We start from the raw sequence: 24,315 nt of genomic DNA, 5'->3' as shown, positions 1-24,315 counted from the left end.
AGCGAGTGGGCCCTGAGCACCCGGCGCTGAGCGGCTGAGCGGCCGGCCGGCCCCGTGTCCCCGGCCGGGGCCGCGGGTCAGCCCTTCGCCGCGTGCGTAGGCGCCGCCCCCGTGCTGCCCGGGCCCTCCACGGCCCCCGCCGCCGGCAGCGGATCGCTCTCGCCGCGCGCCGCCGGCACCTTCCCGAACACCGGCCGGCCGGGACCGCTCAGCACGTACTGGATCGCGAAGCCGGCCAGGACGACCAGGGCACCGCCGACCGCGTCGAGCACGTAGTGGTTGGCGGTGCCGACGATCACCGAGAGCGTCAGCAGCGGATAGAGCATGCCGAGGTACTTCATCCACGGCTTCGGCGCGACGACGGCGAACACGATGCCGCACCACAGCGACCAGCCGATGTGCAGCGACGGCATGGCCGCGTACTGGTTGGCGAGCTCCGTGAGCGCACCGAACTCGGGGTTGTCCAGGTCCTGCGGGCCGTTGACCGTGTCGATGAAGCCGAGGCCCGGCATCAGCCGCGGCGGCGCCAGCGGATAGGCCCAGAAGCCGGCGAGCGCGATCAGGGTGGCCAGGGACAGCGCGGTGCGGGCCCAGCGGTACGTGCCGGGCCGGCGCACGTAGAGGTAGACCAGCAGGGCGACCGGCACCAGGAAGTGGAAGGTGCCGTAGTAGTAGTTCATGGCGCCGGTGAGCCGGCCGCTGCCCGCCACGAAGTGGTTGAAGCCGCGCTCGACGTCGATGTGCAGGAACTCCTCGGCGCGGAGGATCTGCCGGCCGTGCGCCTCCGCCGGGAAGCGCTCGTCCGGGGCCCGGGAGCGGATGAACATGTAGAACCAGTAGCCGACGCGGAGCAGCATCAGCTCCAGCAGGACGTTCGGCCGGGTCAGCGGCCGCCGCCAGAAGCGGAACAGCGGCACCCAGGAGAACCGGCCCCGCTGCGGCTCGGTCACCGGCGTCGGCACCGGCCGCGCCCAGCCCTCCGCGGTGCGGGGCAGGAACGGCACCACGCAGGCCGCGAGGAGCGCGGTCAGCAGCGGGGCGTTGTCGCCGAGAGGGCTCAGGAACGGGTTGTTGTCCGGCATCAGCACGGTGCTCGTGAGCGTCATGACGAGCACGACGAGTACGGGCCACACCAGGCGGTCGGCGCGGCGCCTGCCCACGCGGCCGACGACCGCGAGCAGGATCCACAGCTGCTGGTGCTGCCAGGCTGTCGGCGAGACGGCGACCGCGGCGCAGCCCGCGACGGCCGTCGCGAGGAGCGTCTGCCCGTCGAGGGCGTAGCGGGCGGCCCGGCGCAGGCCGAGCACGGTGACCGCGGCGGCCAGCGCGCCGTACAGCGCGAGTTCGGCCGGGCCGTGCAGGCCGGTGCGGAGCAGCAGGCCGTGCAGGGACTGGTTGGCGAGGCCGTCCGGGGCGTGGCCGAGGCCTCTGCCTGCGACGTGGTGGATCCAGTACGTCCACGAGTCGTCCGGCATGAGGATCCACGCCAGCCCCGAGCAGGCCGCGAAGGTGACGCCGGTGGCGGCGGCCGCGCGGCGGCGGCCCGTCAGCCATTGCAGGGCGGCGAACAGCAGCACCGCGGGCTGAAGCGCCGCGGCGAGGCCGACGAGCAGGCCGCTCGCCCGGCCGGAGCCCTGCGCGAGACGGGGCGGGCAGCAGCCGAGGAGCACCAGCAGGACGGGCAGGATGCTCGTCTGCCCGAGCGTGAACGTGTTCCGCACGGGCAGCGACAGGACGGCGAGAATCACCGCTACGGGTGCGGCGAGCAGCGCCGTGCGGCGCGGCACGGGGCCGGGCAGGGAACGGGCGGCGACGAGCGCCAGGGCGACCACCAGCAGGAGCGTGCCGAACGTCCAGAAAATGCCGAGTCCCTGCTCGGCGGCCTTCGTCAGGGGCTTGAGCACAAGCCCCTCGAAGGGGGTACCCGTGAACTCGTCCGTGGCGTAGAGCGAGCCTCTTACATGCAGGACGCCGTGGTCACCGATCCACCGGCCGAGGTCGCCGAACCGCCGCTCGGGAGGCAGCCGCAGCACCGCGGCGGCCTGACGGAAGGCCAGCAGCGCGGCGAGCAGCCACAGCACGCCCAGGGTGAGACCGGTCCTCGACGCCTCCCGCGGCGGGCCTCCCAGTCCGCCCCTCTGCGCATTCGCCACGCCCCGCACCGCTCCTCCGGTCGCCCAGATCGGTCACCCTCGTAGGGCTCTTTGAGACCTTACTGACTCCTGAAGAAGAGACGCAGGTCACCTCCGGGTCACCTGAGCACTTCCTTCGTTTCGTCCGGATGGCCAAAACCCGACGGGGCGCTCGGGGGCACGGGGGCGGGAAGGTCCGCCGGGGGCGCCGCCACGCCGGTATCGTCTCCGGCTGAAACGGCCACATCGCCACACGAAAGGCGCTGCCCCGTGGATCTGCCCGACATCCCCCGCACTATCGGCGGCATCGCGGCCGCACTGCGCCCGGAGCTCCAGCCGCGGTTCTGGGACGAGGTGCGCCGCATCGACCACCCTGACGCGGCAGGCCTGCTCCTGGACGACTGGTGGCGGCAAGCCGTCGTGGACACGGCCGGGGACGACGAGGCTGCCCGGGCGGCGCTGGAGGACGCCGCGGATCTTCACCTCATCGAGGTCGCCCGCGAGGAGTCCGACGGCCGCACCATGACCCACGACGAGGCCACGACCGTGATCAGCGAGGCACAGGCGTCGTGACGTACACCCTGATCTGGGCCAACAACACGGCTCGCACCATGCGTGCCCTGCGCCAGCGCGATGGGGATGCGGTCAAGCCGTTCGCCGATGCGGTCAACGGCCTCGCCCGCAACCCGCGTCCGTCCGACGCCGTACAGCTCGGTGGCACGGACACCTGGCGGTTACGTATCGGCAAGTACAGGGCGATGTACGAGATCGACGGCGACCACGTCTCCGTCACGCTCCTGCTCATCGGCAGCACGGCGGTGTCCTGAGCGGTCCGCGTCGGCCATGGGGACTGGTCCGTTCGTGGAGCGGCCGCTGCCCATAATTCGGACGCGCCCGTGAAACCGCCCGTGCGAGCATGCCGTCATGACCGGCGCTGCCTCCTCTTCCCACCGTTCCTGGGCCGTGGGCCCTTCGCCTGTGCGTTCTGCTGAGGCGGTGGCCTTGATGCGGGAGTACATGACCGAGGTCGCCGATCGCTGGTTCCTGATGCATGAGGGGCGTACCACCACGCCCGAAGAGGTGGAGGGGTACGTCGCCGAGGAGGCGCACGACGACCTCGAGCCGCCCAGGGGGGTGCTGCTGGTCGCCCGGCAGGGCGGGGAGGCGGTGGGGTGTCTGGGGCTGCGGTGGTTCGACCGGGAGCGGGGGACCGCCGAGCTGAAGCGGATGTTCGTGCGGCCCGCCGGGCGGGGGCGTGGTGCCGCCCCCGCGCTGCTGGCCGCGGCCGAGGCCGTCGCGCGGGAGTGGGGCGCCGGGCGGATCGTGCTGGACACCCGTGAGGACCTGGTGGAGGCGAGGGCGTTGTACGCCCGGCACGGGTTCGTTCCGATTCCTCGCTACAACACCGTCGAGGACAATCCTTACGCCGAGGTGTGGATGGGGAAGGAGCTCTCCGGCACGGAGGGCTAGTCCGCCGGCTTCCCGAACGTCACCGGCGCGTCGAACGCCGCCCTGCGCGTGGCGCGCCGCAGTGCCTTCAGGACCGCCGGGCCGAGGGCGAGCGTCGCGGTGACCGTCACGACCGCGCGCGGCACGTCCCAGCCCAGGGACGTGGCCAGGCAGTACGCGACGAAGCGGGCGAGGTTCTCGGACAGCGGGTCGCCGGGGACGAAGGAGACGCCCGTGGCGAGCGCGCCGATGTAGGGCCAGCCCTGGAGGTTCATCACCGTCCCGTAGAAGAGCGAGGCCACCGCCCCGTAGCCCGCGAGCATCAGCACCTCGCGGGCGCCCCGCAGCCGGTCCGGGCCGGGCAGCAGGCCCGCGCCCATCGACACCCATCCCATCGCCAGCATCTGGAACGGCATCCAGGGGCCGACCCCGCCCGTCAGCAGCGCCGACGCGAACATCGACACCGAGCCGAGCACGAAGCCGAAGCCCGGTCCGAGGACCCGGCCCGACAGGACCATCAGGAAGAACATCGGCTCGATTCCGGCCGTCCCCGCGCCCAGCGGCCGCAGGGCCGCGCCCGCCGCCGCCAGGACGCCGAGCATCGCGATGGCCTTGGCGTCCAGGCCCGCGTCGGCGATGGCCGCCACCACGACCGCCAGCAGCAGCGGCAGCAGCGCCGCGAACAGCCACGGCGCGTCCGCGGAGTGCGCGAGCCCGGAGGTGGAGCCGGCGAGCAGGGGCCAGCCGAAGGCCATCACACCGACGGCGGAGACGAGGAGCAGGGCCGCGATCGAACGGCGGCCCAGGCGGATCGCGCGCGCCTGGCGGTCACGGGTCCCGGTCACGGCGTCGCCTCCGGAGCTTCCGGAGCTTCCGGAGCCTTGGGAGTCTCGGGAGCCGCCAGCGCCTCCCGTACCTGCCCCACCGTCAGCCACGGCTGCGGCGCGAGGACCTTGGCCACCTGGGGGGCGAAGGCCGGGGACGAGACGACGACCTCCGCCGTCGGGCCGTCCGCGACGATCTCGCCGTCGGCGATGACGACGACCCGGTGGGCCAGCTCCGCGGCGAGTTCCACGTCGTGCGTCGCCAGGACGATCGCGTGGCCCTCGGCGGCGAGGCCGCGCAGGATCTCCACCAGGCGGTGCTTGGCCGCGTAGTCGAGGCCGCGGGTCGGCTCGTCGAGGAGGATCAGCGGCGGGCGCGCCGTCAGCACCACCGCGAGGGCGAGCGCGAGGCGCTGGCCCTCCGACAGGTCGCGCGGGTGCGTCGTGCCGGCAACGCCCGGCAGCAGCCCGGAGACCAGCGCGCGGCAGGTGCCGGGCGCGGCGCCCGCGTCGCCGTCGGCGGCCGTGCACTCGGCGGCGACCGTGTCCGCGTACAGCAGGTCGCGCGGCTCCTGCGGCACGAGGCCGACGTGGCGCAGCAACTCCGCGGGGGACGTGCTGTGCGGGGCGGTGCCGCCGACGCGGACGGCGCCCGCGGCGGGCTTGTGCATGCCGACGAGCGTCCGCAGGAGGGTCGACTTGCCCGCGCCGTTGCGGCCCATCAGGGCGACCGTTTCGCCCGGGCGCACCGACAGGTTCACGTCGCGCAGCGCGACCAGCCGGTCGTGGCGGACGGCGAGGCCGGTCACGGCTGCCGCGGGGGCGGGGCCGGTGTCGGCCGTGCGGCGGGCCTTGCGCAGGAAGCCGGTGCGTGCGCGGCGCGGGGCGCCTGCCGGGGGCGTTTCCGGCTGCGCTTCCGGTGCGGTCGGCGGCGTCAGTGGCGCCAGCCGATCCCGCAGCGGTGCCGCGCGGCGGCGGGCGTCGCGTACGGACAGCGGGACCGGCTCCCAGCCGGCCAGGCGGCCGAGGCCGACCACGGGCGGGTGGACCGGCGACATGGCCATGACCCCGGCCGGCTCGCCCATGACGGGGGCCTCCCCGGGGCCGGGCAGCAGGATGACGCGGTCCGCGTACTGCACGACCCGCTCCAGCCGGTGCTCGGCCATCAGGACCGTCGTGCCCAGGTCGTGGACCAGGCGCTGAAGGACGGCCAGCACCTCCTCGGCCGCGCCCGGGTCCAGGGCGGACGTCGGCTCGTCGAGGACCAGCACCGCGGGGTGCGTGGTGAGCACCGAGCCGATCGCGACGCGCTGCTGCTGCCCGCCGGAGAGCGTGGCGATGGGGCGGTCGCGGAGGGCGGCGAGGCCCAGCAGGTCGAGGGTCTCCTCGACGCGGCGGCGCATGGTGTGCGGGGGGATGCCGAGGGACTCCATGCCGTACGCGAGCTCGTCCTCGACGGTGTCGGTGACGAAGTGGGCGAGCGGGTCCTGGCCCACGGTGCCGACGACGTCGGCGAGTTCGCGCGGCTTGTGGGTACGGGTGTCGCGGCCGGCCACGGTGACGCGCCCGTGCAGGGTGCCGCCGGTGAAGTGCGGGACGAGGCCGCTGACGGTGCCGAGGAGGGTGGACTTGCCGACGCCGGACGGGCCTACGAGGAGGCAGAGTTCGCCTTCGGGAACGGTGAGGTCGACTCCTCGGAGCGAGGGCGCCTCGGCGTCGTCGTAGGTGACCGACACCTGCTCGAAGCGGATCACTTGGGCTCCTCGGAGAGGGGAGTGGGGGTCTCGGCGGGCCGGGCACCGCCGGTCTCCCCGGCGGGGGTTGCGCGCCTTTGTGGCGGAGAGGGCGGAGAGGGATGCTCCTGACCCGCCCTTTCACCGTTTCCGGGGGCTGCGCCCCGGACCCCTGGGGGCGGGGCGGCGGAGGCCCTTCCCTGGACCCCGGGGGCGGGGGCCACGAACGCCGGCAGCAGCCCCACCAGCAGCGACGCCGCCGGCCACACCGGCAGGTCCGGCGCCGTCAGCGGCACCGCCGGCGGGTGCAGCGCACCCGGCGCGTACGTGTTCGCCCAGATCATCAACGCCGCTACGGCCACGCCCGAGCCCGAGACGAGCCAGGCGCGCACGCCCCACCGGTCGGGCCGGTAGCGCGTGCGGACCGAGCGGCGGCCGCCCAGCCACAGGCCCGCCAGGGCCGCGGCCAGGCCGGCGAGCAGGACGGGCAGCCCGTACCCCGCGCCCTGGTCGGCGAGCAGCCCGTACGTGCCCGCGCAGACGCCCATGAGGCCGCCCAGCGTCAGCACGCTCGTCGTGCGGCGGACGGCGCGCGGCACCCGGGCCGTACGGCCGTAACCGCGCGCGTCCATCGAGGCCGCCAGCGCCACGGAACGCTCCAGGGCGCCCTCCAGTACCGGCAGCCCCACCTGGAGCAGGGCCGTGAGGCCGCGGTCGGGGCGGCCGCGCAGGCGGCGGGCCGCGCGCAGCCGCTGGACGTCGGCGACGAGGTTCGGCGCGAACGTCATGGCGACGACGACCGCGACCCCCGCCTCGTACAGCGCGCCCGGCAGGGACTTCAGCAGCCGCGCCGGGTTGGCGAGCGCGTTCGCCGCGCCCACGCACACCAGCAGCGTGGCCAGCTTCATGCCGTCGGCCAGGGCGAAGACCAGCCCCTCGGCCGTCACCCGGCCGCCGAGCCGCACCCCCTTCGCCCAGTCCGGAAGCGGGACTTCCGGCAGGGTGAGGAGGGTGTGCGTGCCCGGGATGGGGGAGCCCAGCACGACCGCGAAGACGAGCCGGATGCCGATCACGGCCAGGCCGAGCTTGAGGAACGCCCCGTACGAGCGGGCCCACGGCGCGTCCGTGCGCCGCGCCGCCACGACGTAACCGGCGACGGCGACCAGCAGGCCGAGCAGCAGGACGTTCGTGGTGCGCGAGGCGGCCGTGGCCAGGCCCAGCGCCCACACCCACCAGGCGCCCGCGTGCAGGGCGGAGGCGCGCGCGGTGAGGGGCGCGGCCCCGGCCCCGGCCGTTCCCCCCGCCCGCCGCGGCGTGATCCTGTCGCTCATCCGCGGCGTCGGCGGGCCTGCCAGAAGGCCGCGGCACCGAGGACGACCACGGCGGCGATGCCACCGATCAGGCCGGCCGACGGAACGCCGTCACCGCCCCCGTCACCACCGTCACTCTTGCCCGCGGCGCTCGGCTGCGCGCTCGCCCCGTCCTTCTTCGCCCCGCTCGCCTGCTCGCCGCAGCCCGTCCGCGGGTAGCCGGCGATGGCGCACAGCAGGGCGGAGGAGTCGTAGCGCAGCGGCTTCGCGACGGCGGCCAGCGCCTCGCCCGCGGTCGCGTCCTCGCCCACCTGGGCGCAGGCCGAGCGGGCCGCGGGCGGCGTCTCGCCGTCGGGCGCGTCCGCGGGCGTGCCGAAGTCGAGGACGACGGCGACGCGCTTCGCCCCGTCCTTGGCGGCCGTACGGTCGCAGACCTCCCCGAAGCCGGCCGCGGCGCGCGGCTTCGCGGCGTCGGCGGAGTCCGCGCTGACCGCGAACCGGAACCCGATCACGTCCCCGTCGCCGGGCCGCGCCGTGCCCGGTCCCTGCGTCGCGTACGCCCACTGGCCGCCGGAGCTCTGCCAGAACGACCAGTACCGGTAGCCGGCGGCCTGCGCCGGGGCGGCACCGAGGAGCGTGACGAGGGCAGCGACGAGTACGGCGGCGAGCGCGGTGACGACCGCGCCGCCGCGCACCGCGACGGCCCGCGTCACAGCTGCCGCTGCTTCTTCTTGCGGCCGCTGATCAGGAAGCCGATGCCGGCGCCGAAGGCCAGGCCGACGCCGACGATCCACCACACGTTGATCGTGACGGAGTCGTCCTTCTTCTCCTCGTCCTCCTTGCCCATGCCGCCCGTCGCGTGCTTCTCCGGGGCCGGGCCGGTGGCGTTCAGCTGGTCCACGAGGTTCGCGCCCGCGAAGTCGCGCGGGTCGCCGCCCGCGGCACGCGTGGCGAGGATCAGCTTGGCGAGCCGGCCGGGCTGGCCCTTGGCCCACTCGGCCGTGCCGCTCTCCTTGGACCGGAGCCACTTCAGGGGCTTCTCGGCGGCGGCGCGGTGGCCGCCCGCGGCCAGGGCGAGGGCGGCGTCGGCGGTGTTGCCCTGGTCGGGCTTGGCGGGGGCGCCGGGCATGGACGGCAGCAGGTAGCCGCCGTTCTTGTCCATGGTGGCCACGAGGTAGCCGTCCACGGCACCGGCGGCCGCGGCGGCGTCCTTCGGCCTGGCCTTCTCGTCGCCGGCCGGGCACTCCAGCGCCTTGACGGGCTGGTCGGCGTCCTTCTTCAGGGGCTCGAAGAGGAAGCCCTTGCCGAGCGTGGCGAGTGCGGCGGCGGCGCTGGCGAGGTTGTCGGCGCGCAGCCCCTTGTCGTCCTTCAGGTACGCGAACGCGCCGCGTTCGCCCTCCTTCGCGTCGCAGCCGAGCTGGAAGGTCAGCAGCGTCTCGATGGGGTTCTTGCCGTTCTTGACGGCGTCCTTGGCCGGGTCCTGGCCGGCCGCCGCGAACGCGCCGAGCGCGATGGAGGTGGAGTTGGCGTCGCTGGGGCTGCCGGCCTGGTAGCCCCAGCCGCCGTCGTCGTTCTGGTGGGCCTTGAGCCAGTCCAGGCCCTTCTTGACGGCGTCCGCGCGCCCGCCCGCGGCCGCGAGGCCCTGCACGGCCGCGGCGGTGGCGTCCGTGAACTCGTCCTTCTTCGGGTCGCACGCCTTGGCCGTGTCCGCCCGGTAGCCGGGGAAGCCACCGTCCTCGCACTGCTGGCCCGCGAGCCAGTCGACCGCCGGCTTGGCCGGGGTGACGCCCATGGCGTTCTGCGCCATGAAGGCCAGGGACTGCCGGAAGACACCGTCGAACTTCGGGTCGGCCGTGCCGTAGAGCCCCGGCGCCGGGGACGGTGAACCGTCGGCGAAGGCGGCGGGGGCCGCGGCCGCGCCCAGGACGGCGGCGGTGGCCAGGGCCGCGGCGCCGCGGCGCGCGTGGACGGCGAGGGAGGGGGCCATGGGGTCGAGCCTCTCGGTGGGTGTCACTGCGGGGGCGGGGACGGGGGCGTGGGCCGGCCGACGGGTCCGCGGCCGCGCACCGCCGCCTCCCCGCGCGGCCGCGCGCGGTGGCACCGGGCTCGGCTCCGCATACCTCGGCGGTGCCGGTGGAACGGGCGGCACCGCCGAGGCGGTACGACCGGTTCCGGAAGCCTGCCGCCTGGACCGGGTGGTCCGGCTCGTACGGTCGCCGGGCGGCGGGCCGTAGTCACGGTTGCGGGTCAGCGCCGGATTTGCACCGGCTTCCCCCGTTCCGAGGCGGGATGAAGTTGTCACGGACACTTTAACCGGCCGGGTTGAAGATCAACGGTCCGGCGGACTGTTGCCCGCCGCCGGGCGGGCTGCTAAGTGTCTGATGCCGAGTCTCTGATGCTGCGTCAGTTCTTTGGTTACGGCGCGCAGGACTCCGCACACCCGCGGGAGGCATCCGGATCATGAACCAGCACGGGAACGGACCGGTCGTGAACCAGCAGGGGAACGGGCCGGCCGTGAACCAGCGGCACGGGAACGGGGCGGCCGGGCACGGACCGGTCGAATACGGACAGCTCTTCATCGGCGGCGCCATGGCCGACCCGCTCGGCCGCGCCGTCATCGACGTCGTCTCGCCGCACACCGAGGAGGTCATCGGCCGCGTCCCGCACGCCTCGCGCGAGGACGTCGACCGGGCCGTCGCCGCGGCCCGCACGGCCTTCGACTCCGGCGTCTGGGCCGACCGGCCCCTCGCCGAGCGCATCGAGGTCGTCACCCGCATCAAGGACGGCATCGCCGCCCGGCACGAGGAGATCGCCCGGGTCGTCTCCGCCCAGAACGGCTCCCCGTACTCCTGGAGCGTCCTCGCCCAGGCCCTCGGCGCGATGATGGTGTGGGACTGCGCCATAGCCGTCGCCCGCGGCCTGCCCTACGAGGAGCGGCGGGCCGGCGCCCTCGGGCCGCTGCTGGTGCGGCGCGAGCCCGTCGGCGTCGTCGCGGCCGTCGTGCCGTGGAACGTCCCGCAGCTCGTGACGGCCGCCAAGCTCGCGCCCGCGCTGCTCACGGGCTGCTCGGTGGTGCTCAAGCCGTCGCCGGAGACGCCCCTGGACGCGTACCTCCTCGCGGAGATCGTCACGGAGGCGGGCCTGCCGGAGGGCGTCCTGTCGATCCTGCCCGCCGGCCGGGAGGTCAGCGAGTACCTCGTCGGGCACCCCGGCGTCGACAAGGTGGCGTTCACCGGCTCGGTCGCGGCGGGCAAGCGCGTCATGGAGGTCGCGGCGCGCCACCTCACCCGCGTCACCCTGGAGCTCGGCGGCAAGTCCGCGGCGATCGTCCTGCCGGACGCCGACCTGGAGGCGGCCGTCGCCGGCATCGCCCCCACGGCCTGGATGAACAACGGCCAGGCGTGCGTCGCCCAGACCCGCATCCTCGCCCCCCGCGCCCACTACGCCGAGCTGGCCGAGCGCTTCGCGGCCGCCGCCTCCGCCCTCGTCGTCGGCGACCCCCTCGACCCCGCCACCGAGGTCGGCCCGCTCGTCGCCGAGCGGCAGCGCCGCCGGTCCCTGGAGTACATCGCGCTCGGGCAGCGCGAGGGCGCCGAGGTGCTGGCCGGCGGCGGACGCCCGGCGGGCCGCGACAAGGGCTGGTACGTGGAGCCCACCCTCTTCGGCGACGTCTCCAACGACATGCGCATCGCCCGCGAGGAGATCTTCGGCCCCGTCATCTGCCTGCTGCCCTACGACACCGAGGAGGAGGCCGTACGCATCGCCGACGACTCCGACTACGGGCTCTCCGGCAGCGTCTGGACCCGCGACGCCGAACGCGGCATCGACATCGCGCGCAGGGTCCGCACCGGCACGTACTCCGTCAACACCTTCGGTCTCGACACGTTCGGCCCCTTCGGCGGCTACAAGAACTCCGGCCTGGGGCGGGAGTTCGGGCCGGAGGGCTTCGCCGAGTACCTGGAGCACAAGACGATCCATCTGCCGGCGGACCAGGGCGGGCCTTCCGGGACGGAGGCGTGAGCGGCCGTGAGTGAGCGCTGGCGCGTGCGGGTCGACCGGGGGCTGTGCGTGGGCTCGGGGATGTGCGCGGGGAGCGCGCCCGGGGCGTTCGCGCTCGACGCGGGCCACCGCTCCCGGCCCCTCGCGGAGGAGACGGAACCCTCCGAAGAAGTGCTCGCGGCCGCGGAGACCTGCCCCGTGGAGGCGATCACGATCAGCAGGCCGGATACGGGGGATCCGGTGTTTCCTCCGGACGAGTGAAACCCCTTCGTACGCACGGACGTTGTTACTCATGCGTTCCGCACAAGTGCTTGATGACAGATGTGACTGGCCGGGCCCCTCACGGCGTGGAAATCTCTAGGCAACGCAGCCGAGGGGGGAAGCGATGGACGCGCGGTACGAGGTCTACTGCCTGGCCGACAGGCACTTCTACGAGACCCCGGACCGCTTGTCCGTCCCGGGGGCGGGCGGCGAGCGAGCCCAGGAGATGGGTTTGTACGAGACCGCGCGCCGCGCCGCCCCCGCCGGCTGGAGCACGTCCCGCCACGGGGAGTGGTTCCATGTTTTCCCTGCCGGGAAGGACGGCGGTCCGCGCCCCGGCCAGCCCCTCCAGGGCTGGAAGATCCACGTCTCGGCGACCGCCGACACCGCGGAGAAGACCGCCGCCGACGTCTGGGACTACTGCACCGCACGCGGCATCCCGTTCAAGTTCGTGCCCGGCCCGCACCTGCTGCACCTGCGCAACAACAAGTACGCGGAGCGCGGCCACAGCGGGAAGTTCGTCACCGTCTACCCGGACGGCGAGGAGCAGCTGCACGCCACCCTGACCGGCCTGCACGGGATCCTCGGCGGCCGGCCCGGCCCGTACATCCTCACCGACCTGCGCTGGCATGAAGGCCCGCTCTACGTCCGCTACGGCGCTTTCGCCCGCCGCTTCTGCATCGACGGGCGCGGCAGCCTCGTGCCCGCCGTGGAGGACGGCGAGGGCCGCCTCGTCCCCGACTCCCGGAACCCGGCCTTCCAGGTGCCGGCGTGGGTGACGCTGCCCGGCTTCCTCGCGCCGCACCTCGCCGCGCGCAACGCCACCACCGTCGCCGACCTGCCGTACCGCATCGAGAAGGCCCTGCACTTCTCCAACGGCGGCGGCGTCTACGCCGGCACCGACACGCGCGACGGCCGCAAGGTCGTGCTGAAGGAAGGCCGCCCGCACGCCGGGCTCGCCGCCGACGGGGCCGACGCCGTGGCCCGCCTGGAGCGCGAGAAGGACGCCCTGGAGCGGCTCTCCGGCCTCGGCGTCGCCCCCGAGCCGCGCGACTGGCTCACCATCGGCGACCACCGCTTCCTCGTCATGGACTTCGTCGAGGGCAAACCCCTCAACTCCTTCTTCGCCCACCGCCACCCGCTGCTCGCCGCGGACCCCTCGCCCGCCGCCACCGCCGACTACACGGCATGGGCGCTGCGCGTCTTCCGGGCCGTCGAGGAAGCCGTTGCCAAGGTCCACTCGCGCGGCATCGTCTTCAACGACCTCCACATGTTCAACATCATGGTCGCGCCGGACGAACGCTCCGTCGTCCTCATCGACTTCGAGGCCGCGGCGCCCGCCTCCGAGCACGGCCGGCAGGTCGTCGCCCACCCCGGCTTCTTCGCCCCGCCGGACCGCCGCGGCACGGACGTGGACAAGTACGCCCTGGCCTGCCTGCGCCTCGCCCTGTTCCTGCCGATCACCACGCTGTTCGTGATCGACCGGGCCAAGGCGGCGCACCTGGCGGAGGTGATCGCCGGGCAGTTCCCGGTGCCGCGGGAGTTCCTGGACGAGGCGGTCGCGGAGATCACGCGGGAGGGGGCGGGGCCGGCGGGGGCCGTACGGGAGGAAGGTGCGGCCGCACCTGCCGCTTCACCCCCGCGGCACCGCACCATCGGTCCCGCCGTCGGCCGCGCCGCCGCGCCGCAGGCGCTCCCCGACCCCGCCGCGGACTGGCCCGCCGCCCGCGCCTCGATGATCCGCGCCATCCTCGCCTCCGCGACGCCCGGCCGCGACGACCGCCTGTTCCCCGGCGACATCGCCACGTTCTCCGAAGGCGGCGGCCTCGGCCTCGCCCACGGCGCCGCCGGAGTCCTGCACGCCCTCGCCGAAGCCGGCGCCGAGCGCTACGAGGAGGGCGAGGAGTGGCTCCTGCGGCACACCGCCCCCGTGCCCTCCGGCACCCCGCTCGGCCTCTACGACGGCCTCGCCGGCGTCGCCTGCACCCTCGACCGCCTCGGCCACACGCAGCGCGCCCTCGACCTGGCCGGGATCCTCCTCGGGGAGCAGTGGCAGCGGCTCACCTCCGACCTGCGCGGGGGCCTGGCCGGCGTCGGCCTCGCCCTCGACCACCTCGCCCGCGCCACGGGCGAGCGCGGGCTCCACGACCAGGCCGTCGAGGCCGCCCAGCTCCTCGCGGACCGGCTCGCCGCCGAAGCGGCCGAAGCTGCCGAATCCGCGGGCTCGGCCGGGCCGGCCGGATCCGCCGGGGCGGACGGGGACGGCCCGCGCCGCCGCGCCGGCCTCCTGCGCGGTGCCACCGGCCCCGCCCTGCTCTTCCTGCGGCTGTACGAGCGCACCGGCGCCCCCGCCCTCCTCGGCCTCGCCGAGCAGGCCCTGCGCACCGACCTCGCCCGCTGCACCCGTACGGCGGGCGGCACGCTCGAAGTGGACGAGGGCTGGCGCACCATGCCCTACCTCGGGGACGGCAGCGCCGGAATCGGCATGGTCCTGGACGACTTCCTCGCCCACCACCCCGACCCCGACCCGTACTTCACCGAGGCCCGCGACGGCATCCTCACCGCGGCCCGCTCCCGCTTCTACGCCCAGCCCGGGCTGTTCCAGGGCCGGGCCGGGATGGTCCTCCACCTCGCGCGCACCGCCGCGCCGGGCGCCGGGCCGGAGCACCTCGCCGCCCAAGTCCGCGGCATGTCCTGGTACGCCATGTCCTACCAGGGCGAACTCGCCTTCCCCGGCAGCCAGATGATGCGGCTGTCCATGGACCTCGCCACCGGGACCGCAGGCTGCCTGCTGGCCCTCGCCGCCGCCCTCGGCGACGGCGACGGCGGCCGGCCCGCGCAGCTGCCGTTCCTCCCGCCCCTCCAGGGGCCCCTGAGCCGGCTCCATGCCGTTGTGGAGCCGTAGCAAGAAGAAACCCCGTCCCCACGGGACATCCACGAAAGGAACACGACCATGGCGCTTCTCGACCTGCAGAACATGGAGTCCGAGGCGAACACCGGCCACGGTGGCGGCGGCCAGAGCACGGTCAGCCTGCTCTCCTGCGTCAGCACCGCCAGCGTTCTGATCTGTCTGTAGATCCGCAGATCCACCGCTGACAGACCGGATACCAGCCGATCCGGCACCGGGCGGGCCCCTTCTGCGACAAGGGGCCCGCCCGGGTCCTGCACTCACGGATGGTACGGAGAGGAGGGCGACCCTGCCATGGCGCGTACGCGTACGGAGAAGGCAGCCCGGTCCGCTCCCGCTCCTGCCTCGGCCCCTGCCTCCGTCTCCGCTTCCGCGTCCGCTTCCGCCGGGGACCGGCTCCTGCTCGGCACCGCCCGGCACAGCGCCGGACGGGCCGCCGCCCTCGCGCTCATCGCGGTCGCCTCGACCGGCGCGGCCCTCCTGCTGCCCCTCGTCCTCGGCCACACCCTCGACCTGCTCCTCGCCCGCCGCGGCCCCGACGCCGGCCGGTGGACCCTCCTGTGCGCCCTCCTCGTCGCCGGGCCCGCCGCGCTCGACGCCGCCGGCGAAGTCCTCACCGGCACGACCGCCGCCCGCGCCACCGCCCGGCTGCGCCACCGCCTGCTCGGCCACGTCCTGGCCGCCGGGCCGCGCGCAGCCGGCCGCTTCCCGCCCGGCGACCTCGTCACCCGCTCCGTCGGCAACGCCGCCGACACCGGCACCGCGCCCGCGACGCTCGCCCACGCCGCCGCCTCCGTCGCCGGCCCGCTCGGCGGAATCGCCGCCCTCGGCGTCATCGACCCCTGGCTCGCCGTCGCCTTCCTCGCCGGAGCGCCCCTCCTCGCCGCGCTCCTGCGCGCCTTCACCCGCGCCTCCACGGACAGCGTCGCCCGCTACCAGCAGCACCAGGGCGACATCGCCGCCCGCCTCGTCGAGGCCCTCGGCGGCGCCCGTACGATCGCCGCCGCCGGCACCGCCGACCGGGAGCGTGCCCGCATCCTCGAACCACTGCCCCGGCTCTCCCGGCAGGGGCTGCGCATGTGGCGCGTCCAAGGCCGCTCCACGGCCCAGGCCGGCACGCTCGTACCGCTGCTCCAGATCGCCGTCCTCGCCGTCGCCGGACTGCGCCTGTCCCAGGGCCACCTGACCGTCGGCGACCTCCTCGCCGCCTCCCGCTACGCCGTGCTCGCCACCGGCGTCGGCATGCTCGTCGGCCACCTCAACGCCGCGGCCCGGGCGCGGGCCGCGGCGGGCCGCGTCGCGGACGTCCTCGCCGTGCCGCAAGTCCCCTACGGGCAGCGGGCCCTGCCGGCCGGGCCCGGCACGCTGGAACTGCGGGGCGTGAGCGTCGTACGGGGCGGGCGGACGGTCCTGCACGAGGTGAGCGTCACGGTCCCCGGAGGGACGTCGCTGGCCGTCGTGGGGCTGTCGGGCAGCGGGAAGTCGGTCCTGGCGGAGGTGGCGGGGCGGCTCACGGACCCCGACGCCGGTTCCGTCCTCCTCGACGGCGTCCCGCTCCCCGCGCTCCGCCGCGACGACCTCCGCCGCGCCGTCGGCTACGCCTTCGCCCGGCCGGCGCTGCTGGGCGGCACGATCGGGGGCACGATCGGGTTCGGGGCGTTCGCCCCGGGGCGCGAGGCGCTGGAGGGCGCGGCCCGGGCGGCGTGCGCGCACGACTTCGTACGGCGCCTCCCGCACGGCTACGACACGGCCTGCGCGGACGCGCCCCTCTCGGGCGGCGAGACCCAGCGCCTCGGGCTCGCCCGCGCTTTTGCTCACGCCGGGCGGGTCCTGATCCTCGACGACGCGACGTCGAGCCTGGACACGGCGACGGAGCGGCGCGTCTCCGCAGCGCTGCGGGCGCCCGGCGCGGCCACGCGGATCATCGTGGCCCACCGCCCGACGACGGCGGCAACGGCGGACCGAGTCCTCTGGCTCGCCGACGGCCGAGCCCTGGCCGTGGCCCCCCACGCCGCCCTCTGGCAGGACCCGGCATACCGGTCGGTCTTCAATGCGTGACCGCCTCCGGCCGGTTAGGCAAACGACGAGCGGCACCGCCGGGGGCGGGGAACGCGGAGGGGCCGGGCCCCTCTTTCCCGCCGCGGCGGTGAGCAGCCACCGCGGCGGCACCCGGCGGTGCCGAACCGGCCCTGGGCTGGGGTTGTATGGCACCGCCGGTTGCGTGGGCGGTGGTTGCGCGCCGCTGCGGCGGGGTGTTGTGCCTGGCGGCGGGGAGTGCGGAGGGGCCGGGCCTCTCCATTCCGCCGCGGCGGTGAGCAGCCACCGCGGTGGTGTCCGGCGGTGTCGAACCGGCCTCGTCCCTCGGGCGGGACGTGCTGCCCTGCCCCGCAGGGAGCGTGGAGGGGCCGGGCCCCTCTTTCCCGCCGCGGCGGTGAGTAACCCCCGCGGCGGCGCCCGGCGGTGCCGAGCCGGCCTCGGCCGTGGGCCGGGGCGTGGCCTGCCCCGCGGCAGGGAGAGTGAAGAGGCCGTGCCTCGCCTCCGGAGGTCCCCGTGGTAGACGTTGAAGTCGGGCTGGTCCGGCGAGGGATGCGATACCTCGCCGGGCGGTGGCGCGTCGTCGCGTGGCTCCTCGCTTGGTCCGTCGTAGAGGCGGGGCACACGTTTGCGATGGGGTACGCGCTGGCCCAGGCGCTGGACGCCGGGTTCCTCGCGGGGGCGCCCCGTACCGGACTCGCCTGGCTCGGCGCGGCCGCGGTCGCCGTGATCGTCGGCGCGTACGGTACGGGCAAGACGTACGGCGGCGTCGCCGGCCTCGTGGAGCCGTTCCGCGACCGCCTGGTCACCACGGTCGTGGACCGCGCCCTGCGGCGCGGCGACCCCGCGGCCGTCTCCCGCCTCACGCACCAGACGGAGATCGCCCGGGACGCCTTCGCCGGCCTCGTCATGGTCGCGCGGTCGTTCGTCTTCACCGCGGCCGGCGCCCTGACGGGCCTGTTCCTGCTGGCGCCCCCGCTGCTGGCGGTCGTCGCGCCGCCCCTCGTCCTGGGCCTCGCCCTGTTCCTGGCGACGCTGCGCCCGCTCGCCCGCCGCCAAGAGGCGTACCTGGCGGCGGACGAGGCCCTCGCCGCCGCGCTCGGCGAGGTCTTCGCGGGCCTGCGCGACGTCACCGCGGCCGGTGCCGAGCCCTGCGTCCGCGCGGAGGCGGGGGCGCTCACCGACGCCGCGCTGGAAGCGTCCCGCGCGCTGGCCCGCTGGTCCGCCGCCCGCGTCGTGGCCCTGGCCGTGGCCGGGCAACTGCCCGTCGTCCTCCTGCTGGCCGCGGCGCCCTGGCTGCTGGACCACGGCGTCACGGCGGGTGCCCTCGTGGGCGCGCTGGCCTACCTGACGCAGTCGCTGATGCCCGCGCTGCAAAACCTCGTGCACGGCCTCGGCACGAGCGGCTCCCGCCTCGCCGTGGTGGCACGCAGGCTCACGGCGCCGGGCGGCCCCGCGGCACAGCAACCGCCCGCACCGCCCCCACCGCCCGCCCCGGCAGGGGCCCCGGCCCCCGCCCCCGTCCCTGCCCTCCGTCTCCACCACGTCACCTTCGCCTACGGAGCCCACGCCGACCCCGTCGTCCGCGACCTTGACCTGACCCTGCCCCCCGGCGCGCACCTGGCCGTCGTCGGCCCCAGCGGCGTAGGAAAGTCGACGCTGGCCGGGCTGGTCGCGGGCCTGCTGCGGCCCGGCCGCGGGGAGGTCACCGTGGGCGGGGAGCGGGCGGACACGGAGGCGGCGGCCGCCCGGCGGGTGCTGATCCCGCAGGAGGCGTACGTGTTCTCGGGGACGCTCGCCGCCAACCTCGGCTATCTGCGCGCCGCCCCCGTCCCGGAGGAGGAGCTGCACGCCGCCGCGGAGGCACTCGGCATGACGGAACTCGTGCGCCGCCTCGGCGGCTTCGCGGCCCCCCTCGCCCCCGCGGAGCTGTCCGCGGGGGAGCGGCAGCAGATCGCGCTCGCCCGCGCCTACCTCTCGCCCGCCCCCCTCGCCGTCCTGGACGAGGCGACCTGCCACCTCGACCCCGCCGCGGAGGCCCGCGCCGAACGGGCCTTCGCGCGCCGCCCGGGCGGCACCCTCGTCGTCATCGCGCACCGCGCCTCCTCGGCCCGCCGCGCGGGCCGCGTCCTGGTGATGGACGGGGCGGACACGGCCTGCGGCGACCACCGCGAACTGCTCGCGCGCTCCCCGCTCTACCGGGACCTCATGGGCGGGGGCGAAGCCGGGGCCGGCGGCGAGCCGCCCGGCTCACACCCACCCCGCCCCCCGCGAGATACGGATCGCATCGACCCGGTTCCGCGCCCCGGTCTTGCGGGTGATGGCGGCCATGTAGTTGCGCACCGTCCCGTTCGACAGGTGCAGGCTGCGGGCGATCTCCCCGACGGACGCCCCCTCCGCCGCGAGTGACAGCACGCTCAGCTCTCGTCTCGTCAGGGGAATCTCCGCGGCCTCCAGGAAGCCGAAGCCGAGCGCCTCGTCGATGAACCGCTCGCCCTTCGCCACATGCCGTATCCCCTCGACCAGCCGGTCCGGTGAAGCGTTTTTGCTCAGGTATCCCAGGGCCTTCTCCTCGTACGCCCGGCGCAGCGGCCCCGGCCGTCCCGCGCTGGCCAGGGCGAGCAGGGCCGCCCCGCCCGCCGCACCCGCCGCACCCGCCGTTCCGTCGCCCGGCGCGTCACCGGAAGCGGAAGCGATACCGGCACCGGCACAGCCACCGGCACCGTGCCCGGAACCGTCACCGTGCCCGTACCCGGAGAGCTCCCGCAGCCCCCGCGGCCCGCCGGCCTCCGGGCTGTCCATGTCCACCACGCACACGTCCGGCCGCAGCGAGCGCGACAGGTCCGCCGCGCGCTGCCACGAGGCCGACGAGACCTCCAGATCCGGCTCCCTGCCGATCAGGAACGCCAGCGCTGTGCGCAGCAGATAGGTGTCATGTACCAGAAGTACCCGGATCACGGTCCCCGCCTTCCGCTTACCGCTTCCCGGCGCAGCGAGCGCTGTGCCGGTCACGACGCTCATTCATACCGGCGTGTGCCACCGCGACGGGCGCGTATACGGGACATGGAGGGGGCGCAAGGGCGCATGAATCACGCCACGTGCGCCCCAAGTTCACTCGAAAGCGCCCCCCATGAATCGGGTGCCGGGGGTAGCGCGTCAGGCTTGTTGTGGGGTAGTGAGCCGGATGAGCCGGCAGACGGTCTCGATGTCGATCCGCACCTGCGCGATGGACGCGCGCCCCGAGAGCCAGGTGATGAGCGCCGAGTGCCAGGTGTGCTCGATGACGCGGACGGCGGAGAGCTGCTCGGGGGTGGGCGGTCCGGCCGGCCCCATGGCGTCCAGGATGATCGCCGTGGTGAGCCGGGAGACGGTGTCGACCTCGGTGCTCACCGAGCGGTCGGCGAAGGTGAGGGCGCGCACCATGGCGTCGGCCAGGTGCGGTTCGCGCTGCATCGCGCGGAACGCCCGCATCAGGGTCTGGGCCACGCGCGCGGCCGGGTCGGTGTCCGTCGGCGGGCGTTTGCGCAGCGTGCCGTGCAGGGCTTGCAGCTGGTCCTGCATGGTGGCGACGAGCAGGTGGACCTTGGAGGGGAAGTAGCGGTAGAGCGTGCCGAGCGCGACGCCGGCCGCCTCGGCGACCTCCCGCATCTGCACCGCGTCGAAGCCGCCGCGGCTCGCGAGCTCCGCGGTGGCCTGGAGGATCCGGCGGCGGCGGGCCGCCTGACGCTCGGTCAGGGGGAGGCTGGGCCCGGCGGGCACGGCCCGCGCGGTCGGCGACTTGGGTTCCGTCGTCATGTGTCCCATTCCGTGACAATCCATCCAGGGTGTCTGTCGGCCCGGACGGCACAGCATGGCAGGGGCCGGGCCGTGGCGCGAATCACCCGTTCCGGTCCTGGCGACCGCCCTGACGGCCGGTAGATTCGAGGCTTCTGGACAACCCAGTCTGAAACTTGTTCTAGATTAGCGCGACCGGTTACGCTCCGGCCGGAACAGCAGCCAGAAGGAGGCCGGGGGAGTGACCGCTGAGGCCACTGAGGCAGCTCTCGCAGAGCACGGGGAGCACGGGCGGGACGCACGCCGGGACGCCCTCCGTGAGGCGGGCGACCCCGATCGCCCCCTGCGCATCGCGATGCTCACCTACAAGGGCAACCCGTTCTGCGGCGGTCAGGGCGTGTACGTCCGCCACCTCTCCCGTGAGCTCGCCCGCCTCGGGCACAGCGTCGAGGTCATCGGCTCCCAGCCGTACCCCGTCCTCGACGAGGGCGTGACCCTCACCGAGCTCCCGAGCCTCGACCTCTACCGCCAGCCGGACCCCTTCCGCACGCCCGGCCGCGACGAGTACCGCGACTGGATCGACGCGCTGGAGGTCTCCACCATGTGGACGGGCGGCTTCCCCGAGCCGCTCACCTTCAGCCTGCGCGCCCGCCGCCACCTCGCCGCGCAGCGCGGCCGGTTCGACGTCGTCCACGACAACCAGACGCTCGGCTACGGGCTGCTGGGCGGCCCCGCCGCGATCGGCGCTCCGCTGGTCACCACGATCCACCACCCCATCACCGTCGACCGGCAGCTCGACCTCGCGGCCGCCGCCGACTGGAAGCGGCGGGCGTCCGTACGGCGCTGGTACGGGTTCACGCGCATGCAGAAACGTGTCGCCCGGCGGCTGCCGTCCGTGCTGACCGTCTCCGGCTCCTCCCGCCAGGAGATCGTCGACCACCTCGGCGTACGGGCCGAGCGGGTGCACGTCGTGCCGATCGGGGCCGACACGGACCTGTTCTCGCCGGATCCGTCCGTGCCCGAGGTGCCGGGGCGGATCGTCACCACGTCCAGCGCGGACGTGCCCCTCAAGGGCCTGGTGCACCTGATCGAGGCCCTGGCGGTCGTTCGCCGCCGACACCCGGACGCCCATCTCGTCGTCGTCGGCAAGCGCGCCGAGGACGGGCCCGTGGCCACGGCCATCCGGCGCTGCGGGCTCGGCGGCGCCGTCGAGTTCGTCAAGGGCATCACCGACGCCGAACTCGTCGACCTCGTACGGTCGGCGCAGGTCGCGTGCGTGCCGTCGCTGTACGAGGGCTTCTCGCTGCCGGCCGCGGAGGCCATGGCGACGGGGACGCCGCTCGCCGCGACGACCGGGGGCGCCATCCCCGAGGTCGCCGGCCCCGACGGCGAGACCTGCCTCGCCGTCCCGCCCGGCGACCCCGGAGCCCTCGCTTCCGCCCTGGGGCGGCTCCTGGACGACCCCGACCTCCGCCGCCGCCTCGGCGCCGCGGGCCGCGAACGCGTCCTCTCCCGCTTCACCTGGCACGAGGCGGCCCTTGGCACGGCCCGCCACTACCGCGAGTCCATAGCCCGCGCGGGCACGGAAGCGCCTGCGCGGCGCGCGGGACGGCACGCGTAGTGCGGCCCGGCACGGTGGGCGTCGCGCTGCGGCGCGGACACGTACCGCCCGCCGCGGCGGTGCTCAGCCACGACGCCGCTTCCCGGCGGTGCCTGACGGGCCCGGCTGGGCACCGCCGGACTGCGCCGTGGGGCTTGTTCGCCGTTGCGGCGGGGGAGTGTTGCTGCGGCACGGACGCTGAGCTGCGGCGTGGGCATGTGCTGTCCGCCGCGGCGGCGGCCGGCCAAAACGCCGCTTCTCCGCGGTGCCTGACGACCCCGGCCCGGCGCCGCCGGACCGCGCTGCGGCGCCGGCGCAGACCGCCCGCCGTGGCGGGGCCCGGCCACGAGGCTGTCGCCCGCCGCACCCCGTACGTCCCCGCAAACCACCCCGTCCCGCCGGCCGAAGGCAAATACCCGTGCTGACCGTCGATTTCTCCCGCTTCCCGCTCGCCGCAGGCGACCGCGTCCTCGACCTGGGCTGCGGCGCGGGACGGCACGCATTCGAGTGCTACCGGCGCGGGGCGCGCGTCGTCGCGCTGGACCGCAACGGCGAGGAGATACGCGAGGTCGCCAAGTGGTTCGCCGCCATGAAGGAGGCGGGTGAGGCCCCCGAAGGGGCCACCGCCACCGCCATGGAGGGCGACGCCCTCGCGCTGCCCTTCCCCGACGACAGCTTCGACGTCGTCATCATCTCCGAGGTCATGGAGCACATCCCCGACGACAAGGGCGTGCTCGCCGAGATGGTCCGCGTGCTCAAGCCCGGCGGCCGCATCGCCGTCACCGTCCCCCGCTACGGCCCCGAGAAGATCTGCTGGGCCCTCTCCGACGCCTACCACGAGGTCGAGGGCGGCCACATCCGCATCTACCGCGGCGACGAGCTCCTCGACCGGATGCGCGAGGCCGGCCTCCGCCCGTACGGCACGCACCACGCCCACGGCCTGCACAGCCCCTACTGGTGGCTCAAGTGCGCCTTCGGCGTCGACAACGACAAGGCGCTGCCCGTCCGCGCCTACCACAAGCTCCTGGTCTGGGACATCATGAAGAAGCCCCTGGCCACCCGCCTCGCCGAGCAGGCCCTCAACCCGATCATCGGCAAGAGCTTCGTCGCCTACGCGACCAAGCCGCACCTGCCCGCCGCCGACGACGGAGCCGCCGCGTGACCACCTTCAGCCGCGGCTCCGGCCGCACCGAACGCCTCGTCCTGCCCGGCGTCCTGACGGCCGAACAGGTCGCCGGCACCGTCGCCGGCATCGCCGCCGCCCAGCGCGCGGACGGCGCCATCCCCTGGTTCCGCGGCCACCACCTCGACCCCTGGGACCACGTCGAAGCCGCCATGGCCCTCGACGCCGCCGGCGAGCACGGCCGCGCCGAGGCCGCCTACCGCTGGCTCGCCCGCCACCAGAACCCCGACGGCTCCTGGTACGCCGCCTACGCCGACGGCGCCGCCGACGAGCCCACCGACCGCAGCCGCGAGAGCAACTTCGTCGCCTACGTCGCCGTCGGCGTCTGGCACCACTACCTCGCCACCGGCGACGACGCCTTCCTCGACAGCATGTGGCCGACCGTCTACGCCGCCGTCGAGTTCGTCCTCCGGCTCCAGCAGCCCGGCGGCCAGATCGGCTGGAAGCGCGAGGAGGACGGCACTCCCGTCACCGACGCGCTCCTGACCGGCTCCTCCTCCATCCACCAGGCCCTGCGCTGCGCCCTGGCCGTCGCCGAGCACCGCGAGGAGCCCCAGCCCGACTGGGAGCTGGCCACGGGGCTGCTCGCGCACGCGATACGCCGGCACCCCGAGCGGTTCCTCGACAAGAGCCGCTACTCCATGGACTGGTACTACCCCGTCCTCGGCGGCGCCGTCGCCGGCGTGGCCGCCAAGGAGCGCATAGAAGAGGGCTGGGACCGCTTCGTCGTCCCCGGCCTGGGCGTGCGCTGCGTGCTGCCCAACCCCTGGGTGACCGGCGGCGAGAGCTGCGAGCTCGCCCTCGCCCTGTGGGTCATGGGCGAGTCCGACCGCGCCGTGCAGATCCTCCAGTGGATCCAGCACCTGCGCGCCGAGGACGGCATGTACTGGACGGGCTACGTGTACGACGACGACGCCGTCTGGCCCGAGGAGCGCACCACGTGGACGGCGGGCTCGCTGCTCCTCGCCGCGGCCGCGCTCGGGGGCGACGAGGCGACGACCGCGGTGTTCGGCGGGGAACGGCTCCCGGTCGGCCTGGAACAGGACTGCTGCGGCTAGCGCGTAGCGCGCAGCGCCTCCGGCGGGGCGCCGGGCCCCGAACGGGCCCT

At 75.0% G+C, this 24,315-nt stretch carries 19 protein-coding genes, 1 pseudogene and 1 riboswitch; of the genes and pseudogenes, 12 read left to right on the top strand and 8 right to left on the bottom strand.

Going from position 1 to position 24,315, the window contains the following annotated elements; all coding sequences use genetic code 11:
- Positions 1 to 77 precede the first annotated feature (77 nt).
- Positions 78 to 2,153: a phosphatase PAP2 family protein gene (locus PS271_RS07320; RefSeq protein WP_398381154.1), complete on the bottom strand. Its 2,076-nt coding sequence runs from the start codon at positions 2,151 to 2,153 to the stop codon at positions 78 to 80.
- A 249-nt stretch (positions 2,154 to 2,402) separates the two neighbouring features.
- Here PS271_RS07320 and PS271_RS07315 point away from each other — a divergent pair, with 249 nt between their 5' ends.
- The 3 genes from PS271_RS07315 to PS271_RS07305 all read left to right on the top strand — a co-directional run bounded on the left by PS271_RS07315 (position 2,403) and on the right by PS271_RS07305 (position 3,602).
- Positions 2,403 to 2,705: a hypothetical protein gene (locus PS271_RS07315; RefSeq protein WP_398381152.1), complete on the top strand. Its 303-nt coding sequence runs from the start codon at positions 2,403 to 2,405 to the stop codon at positions 2,703 to 2,705.
- Positions 2,702 to 2,959: a type II toxin-antitoxin system RelE family toxin gene (locus PS271_RS07310; protein WP_398381150.1), complete on the top strand. Its 258-nt coding sequence runs from the start codon at positions 2,702 to 2,704 to the stop codon at positions 2,957 to 2,959. Before PS271_RS07315 ends, PS271_RS07310 begins: the two co-directional genes overlap by 4 nt.
- 178 nt (positions 2,960 to 3,137) lie before the next feature.
- A complete protein-coding gene (locus tag PS271_RS07305) occupies positions 3,138 to 3,602 on the top strand; it encodes a GNAT family N-acetyltransferase (protein WP_398381148.1) in 465 nt (154 codons plus the stop codon).
- Here PS271_RS07305 and PS271_RS07300 read toward each other — a convergent pair.
- From PS271_RS07300 to PS271_RS07280, 5 genes are read right to left on the bottom strand one after another with little or no spacing between them, the layout of a single operon-like run.
- The gene (locus PS271_RS07300) at positions 3,599 to 4,426 is read right to left on the bottom strand and encodes an ECF transporter S component (RefSeq protein WP_398381146.1); all 828 of its coding nucleotides are present in this window, start codon (positions 4,424 to 4,426) and stop codon (positions 3,599 to 3,601) included. The genes PS271_RS07305 and PS271_RS07300 overlap by 4 nt on opposite strands.
- Complete coding sequence (locus PS271_RS07295) at positions 4,423 to 6,159, bottom strand: ABC transporter ATP-binding protein (protein ID WP_398381144.1); 1,737 nt, start codon at positions 6,157 to 6,159, stop codon at positions 4,423 to 4,425. The genes PS271_RS07300 and PS271_RS07295 overlap by 4 nt, the downstream gene beginning before the upstream one ends.
- Positions 6,156 to 7,469: a CbiQ family ECF transporter T component gene (locus PS271_RS07290; RefSeq protein WP_398381142.1), complete on the bottom strand. Its 1,314-nt coding sequence runs from the start codon at positions 7,467 to 7,469 to the stop codon at positions 6,156 to 6,158. The genes PS271_RS07295 and PS271_RS07290 overlap by 4 nt, the downstream gene beginning before the upstream one ends.
- A complete protein-coding gene (locus PS271_RS07285; protein WP_398381141.1) occupies positions 7,466 to 8,161 on the bottom strand; it encodes an SCO2322 family protein in 696 nt (231 codons plus the stop codon). Before PS271_RS07285 ends, PS271_RS07290 begins: the two co-directional genes overlap by 4 nt.
- A complete protein-coding gene (locus PS271_RS07280) occupies positions 8,158 to 9,435 on the bottom strand; it encodes an SCO2321 family membrane protein (RefSeq protein ID WP_398381139.1) in 1,278 nt (425 codons plus the stop codon). The genes PS271_RS07285 and PS271_RS07280 overlap by 4 nt, the downstream gene beginning before the upstream one ends.
- 186 nt (positions 9,436 to 9,621) lie before the next feature.
- Positions 9,622 to 9,775, bottom strand: a riboswitch (cobalamin riboswitch).
- A 262-nt stretch (positions 9,776 to 10,037) separates the two neighbouring features.
- Between PS271_RS07280 and PS271_RS07275 the strand changes: the two genes are divergently transcribed.
- From PS271_RS07275 to PS271_RS07250, 6 genes and pseudogenes are all read left to right on the top strand, one after another.
- The gene (locus tag PS271_RS07275) at positions 10,038 to 11,468 is read left to right on the top strand and encodes an aldehyde dehydrogenase (RefSeq protein WP_398386721.1); all 1,431 of its coding nucleotides are present in this window, start codon (positions 10,038 to 10,040) and stop codon (positions 11,466 to 11,468) included.
- 6 nt (positions 11,469 to 11,474) lie between these two features.
- Entirely contained in the window at positions 11,475 to 11,708 is a 234-nt protein-coding gene (locus tag PS271_RS07270; RefSeq protein WP_398381137.1) for a ferredoxin, read from the top strand.
- Positions 11,709 to 11,832: 124 nt separating this feature from the next.
- The gene (lanKC, locus tag PS271_RS07265; protein ID WP_398381135.1) at positions 11,833 to 14,613 is read left to right on the top strand and encodes a class III lanthionine synthetase LanKC; all 2,781 of its coding nucleotides are present in this window, start codon (positions 11,833 to 11,835) and stop codon (positions 14,611 to 14,613) included.
- A 48-nt stretch (positions 14,614 to 14,661) separates the two neighbouring features.
- A complete protein-coding gene (locus PS271_RS07260) occupies positions 14,662 to 14,784 on the top strand; it encodes a SapB/AmfS family lanthipeptide (protein ID WP_030364498.1) in 123 nt (40 codons plus the stop codon).
- Positions 14,785 to 14,910: 126 nt separating this feature from the next.
- Positions 14,911 to 16,674 (top strand): ABC transporter ATP-binding protein, encoded by a 1,764-nt coding sequence (locus PS271_RS07255; protein ID WP_398381132.1) that lies wholly within the window; start codon positions 14,911 to 14,913, stop codon positions 16,672 to 16,674.
- Between the two features lie 528 nt (positions 16,675 to 17,202).
- Positions 17,203 to 18,603: pseudogene (locus tag PS271_RS07250) on the top strand (ATP-binding cassette domain-containing protein); the annotation flags it as partial.
- Between the two features lie 297 nt (positions 18,604 to 18,900).
- On the opposite strand, the gene PS271_RS07245 reads toward PS271_RS07250, so the two are convergent.
- Both PS271_RS07245 and PS271_RS07240 read right to left on the bottom strand, forming a co-directional pair.
- Positions 18,901 to 19,608, bottom strand: coding sequence for a LuxR C-terminal-related transcriptional regulator (locus PS271_RS07245; RefSeq protein ID WP_398381129.1), 708 nt, complete (start codon positions 19,606 to 19,608; stop codon positions 18,901 to 18,903).
- A gap of 198 nt (positions 19,609 to 19,806) precedes the next feature.
- Entirely contained in the window at positions 19,807 to 20,445 is a 639-nt protein-coding gene (locus PS271_RS07240) for a TetR family transcriptional regulator (RefSeq protein ID WP_398381127.1), read from the bottom strand.
- Between the two features lie 220 nt (positions 20,446 to 20,665).
- On the opposite strand from PS271_RS07240, the gene PS271_RS07235 reads away from it, so the two are divergent.
- The 3 genes from PS271_RS07235 to PS271_RS07225 all read left to right on the top strand — a co-directional run bounded on the left by PS271_RS07235 (position 20,666) and on the right by PS271_RS07225 (position 24,265).
- Positions 20,666 to 22,045 (top strand): glycosyltransferase, encoded by a 1,380-nt coding sequence (locus PS271_RS07235; RefSeq protein ID WP_398381125.1) that lies wholly within the window; start codon positions 20,666 to 20,668, stop codon positions 22,043 to 22,045.
- Between the two features lie 397 nt (positions 22,046 to 22,442).
- Entirely contained in the window at positions 22,443 to 23,186 is a 744-nt protein-coding gene (locus PS271_RS07230; RefSeq protein ID WP_398381123.1) for a class I SAM-dependent methyltransferase, read from the top strand.
- Positions 23,183 to 24,265 (top strand): prenyltransferase/squalene oxidase repeat-containing protein, encoded by a 1,083-nt coding sequence (locus PS271_RS07225; RefSeq protein WP_398381121.1) that lies wholly within the window; start codon positions 23,183 to 23,185, stop codon positions 24,263 to 24,265. Before PS271_RS07230 ends, PS271_RS07225 begins: the two co-directional genes overlap by 4 nt.
- The last annotated feature ends 50 nt before the right edge of the window (positions 24,266 to 24,315 follow it).

The organism is Streptomyces sp. SCA2-17 (assembly GCF_044336695.1).
The sequence above is the reverse complement of the archived record's forward strand: the minus strand, read 5'-3'. Positions and strand labels throughout refer to the sequence as shown.